The following is a 3169-nucleotide window of genomic DNA, read 5'->3' as shown; positions in this document are numbered from 1 at the left end:
GTCTGACCTTTCACCAGACTTAATTGCTGTCAATGGCTCCAAAGCGGTTGCGGTCGAAGTTCGCACGCGCGACAACCTAACCTTGAATGGCAGCAAAGATTTGCAGCGCATGGTGGAACGGGTACGCCAAGTTCCTGGATGGGAACTGGAGTTGGTGGTCACTAATCCTCGTCATCGGCGCTCATCAGAATCTTAATCGTCAGAATCCTAATGGAGTTCATAGAGTCTTAGGTAGTTGGCATGGCAGGAATTTGTAAGCCTCGCAAAGGTTGGCTTTTTTCCTGCGGTGTCAGTGCTTTCGCTTGAATCAATACCCTAAAGTTGCCCATGCCCATAGGGTTAACTAGGGTATGTAGTGCTTCGCGACGACGCAAAATTGCCTGAATGTCGGCAGATTCATGGATGTCTGGCCTGGCAAGATTAGCAATGCGATCGCCCAAACCCAGAGCCATGAGAAATAGGGCTTGTTCCAGGTTACCAATGTTCACTAGCCCTAGGCGGTTGCCCCATCGCTCCAGGGCTGTAAAGTCCACATGGGCTGTTATATCCTGTTGTCCGACATGCACATAGGGGTTATTGTGGTGGCTGTGTTGGTAATAACACTGGAGTGTGCCTTCACAACGTGTTGGGCTGTAGTAGCGATCGGCAAAATAGCCATAGTCTATCGTCAATACGTAACCGCGCTGTAAGCGCTCAGCAATGGTTGTCAACCAATCACCAGCAGCCAAGTTCACCTCTGTGCAATAGCCCTCTGGGAACTGGGTAATATCAATCCCTACTAAGTCAAAGTAGTCAAGCAGTTTTGTGGTAGAGAGCGGTGCGATCGTATTGGTAAAGGGAATAGATGCATCGGTTACTGTGACATAAAGTTCTTTGAGAGTATTGTCCTTCACAATTACACGATGTACAGGAAACGCATCTACCAATTCATTAGAAAAGCAACAGCCCACGATCGTTCCCGGAGCAATTGCTTCCCAGGTACTCCAACGCACAGGTTGAACCATGCCTGAATTTGGATCCTGGCTGAGGAATGGTTGCAGTTGACGCTGTTGCTCTGCCCTTAGTGCTGGCGATCGCTCAACAATCACATACTCCAACCCCAGCCACATCGCAGGATAATGCTGCTTGATATACTGCAAAACGTCTCGCGCTAGGGTGCCACGTCCAGCACCCATTTCTAGCAAGGTAAACGGCACGGGCTGACCTAAAATCTGCCACATTTGCTGAAATTGCTCAGCCAACAGTTCGCCAAAATCAACACTGAGTTGAGGAGCTGTGACAAAATCTCCCTGAAAGCCAAGGCGATCGCTCTGACTTGAGTAATAGCCCCACTGGGGATGATACAAAACCCATTCCATAAACTGGGCAAAGGTAACCCGATGCTCCGGATGCTGCGCAATCTGGTGAGTGATGAATTGAACTAGGTGTGGATGTCCCATAACAAGTCGCTAACGAGTTGACTGATGTCTCTACAGTTAGGGTGATTGCAACTGCCTAGGCAGCATCCCAAAAGTGAAGGTTAGGCTGGGCTGTGGCTACAACTAGAGCAGCCGTATAGCCATGGGCAGGTTGAAACTCCTGTAGAAACCATTGCTGGCCGCGATCGTTTTCTAACCAAATTAGTTGTGCTTGATTGCCTAACGAGACCTCTACACTCTGCAATTTACCTAGTCCATCCCCGCAAGCTTTTAGATAAGCCTCCTTACAGGTCCAATAGCGAAAGAATGCACTCTGTTGCTCTTCAGGGTTGAGGGTTGCTAGGGTAGTCCATTCGTTAGGGCGAAAGAACCGCTGTGCTATATCATTGGCGGCCACTGGGCGTAGATATTCCACATCAATGCCAACAGCATGTTGACGGGTAACAACACAAAGTGCTAGGTCTTGGGAATGGGATAGGTTGAACTGGATTGTAGGGTCGTTGACTAGCACAGGCTTGCCATGGGAGAGATATTCAAACTGAACTAATGTTGGCGTTATATTCAGATAACGAGCCAAGAGGGTACGCAGCCAGCCCCGACCCGCAACAAAGCGTTGGCGATCGCGCGGAAACCGAAATCGTTCAGCCCGCTGGCGCTCATCGGGGGAAAGATACTCATTCAAGGTTTGAATCAGAGTCATTGGTTGTGCCAACCAATATCGCCAGACATGAGTATCGGTCGCTGTGAGCCACTCTAGCCTTGCTGATGGTATCTTCCATTCAACTGGAGCAATTCCAGGCACTTAACTAGGAACTTTAGGAATATCAGTAATCATCATCATCGTCGTCATCATCATCGCTCAGGTCAGATGCGCTAGTACGCTCAGGCAGCAAGGTCATGACTGGCTCTAGAGACTTAACCTGGTCAACAATCTCAGGGGGAACGATGATTGCCTGCCGCACATCTTGCTGCTGAAAGAAGGTGAAATCGGTGCTGCCAATGCTGACGCGATCGCCATCGCGCAGAAAAACTCGCCCTTGAATCGGTTGTCCGTTTACTTGAGAGCCATTAGTACTACCTAGATCAACCAAGAAAAAACCTTGGTAGTCAACATATTGAATAACAGCATGGTAGCGAGATAGCTGCTTATCTTTCAACCATAGGGCAACCCGATTGCGTCCACGCCCAATTGTCCACATCTTCTGCGGTTGATGTAGAGCCAAAGTTTTACCCTCAATCAGGTTAGTAAGCAAGTAAGGACGCTGGTCAGAATCCACCATGCCTTGAACATAGCGAATGTTTACACCCGTTGCAAACACTCCAGATGTAGGTTCTACCGTGCTGCTTGATGATTCCATAAATACAGTAAGTGCCAAACAATGAACTGCTAGGTGCGGGTCTTAGCTGGGATAGCGGGTTCAGAAATCTGTGCTGAATACTTAATCAAGTTAGCTAGCTCTTGGAGTTGGCTAATGGCTTCTGCTCCTTCAAGCTTCATCAACTCACGATCGTCACGCATCTCTGTCCACGTAATCCCATAGTCAGAAACTAAGAACCGAATCAAATGGTTATCACCTAGGCTCACCATAAACGATGCGCTATTCATCTGTCCACCGCAGGTGTAGCACGATGCTAAATAGCCTCGACGTTCCAGCACGATTGCCAGTGCTTGCAGATTCATAACCAGATCCTGCACAAACTGACGATGCTGCTCTGCTAGCCTGACAAACATGACTTAGCCTCCTCTCAAC

The 3169-nt window shown here is 48.7% G+C and carries 5 protein-coding genes; 1 reads left to right on the top strand and 4 read right to left on the bottom strand.

The genetic code is table 11. From position 1 onward, the window contains the following. Positions 1 to 196, top strand: a 196-nt coding sequence (locus NZ772_16315; protein MCS6815119.1) for a hypothetical protein, incomplete at its 5' end; no start/stop codon positions are given. 31 nt (positions 197 to 227) lie between these two features. Here NZ772_16315 and NZ772_16310 read toward each other — a convergent pair. From NZ772_16310 to NZ772_16295, 4 genes are all read right to left on the bottom strand, one after another. Beyond that, positions 228 to 1439: a class I SAM-dependent methyltransferase gene (locus NZ772_16310; GenBank protein ID MCS6815118.1), complete on the bottom strand. Its 1212-nt coding sequence runs from the start codon at positions 1437 to 1439 to the stop codon at positions 228 to 230. A 55-nt stretch (positions 1440 to 1494) separates the two neighbouring features. Beyond that, a complete protein-coding gene (locus tag NZ772_16305; protein ID MCS6815117.1) occupies positions 1495 to 2118 on the bottom strand; it encodes a 4'-phosphopantetheinyl transferase superfamily protein in 624 nt (207 codons plus the stop codon). A gap of 124 nt (positions 2119 to 2242) precedes the next feature. Further along, on the bottom strand, positions 2243 to 2794 hold the full coding sequence (locus NZ772_16300) for an FHA domain-containing protein (GenBank protein MCS6815116.1): 552 nt from the start codon (positions 2792 to 2794) through the stop codon (positions 2243 to 2245). A gap of 11 nt (positions 2795 to 2805) precedes the next feature. Beyond that, a complete protein-coding gene (locus tag NZ772_16295; protein ID MCS6815115.1) occupies positions 2806 to 3150 on the bottom strand; it encodes a DUF1815 family protein in 345 nt (114 codons plus the stop codon). Between the last annotated feature and the right edge of the window lie 19 nt (positions 3151 to 3169).

This window comes from Cyanobacteriota bacterium (genome assembly GCA_025054735.1).
Taxonomy (GTDB): domain Bacteria; phylum Cyanobacteriota; class Cyanobacteriia; order SKYG9; family SKYG9; genus SKYG9.
The sequence above is the reverse complement of the archived record's forward strand: the minus strand, read 5'-3'. Positions and strand labels throughout refer to the sequence as shown.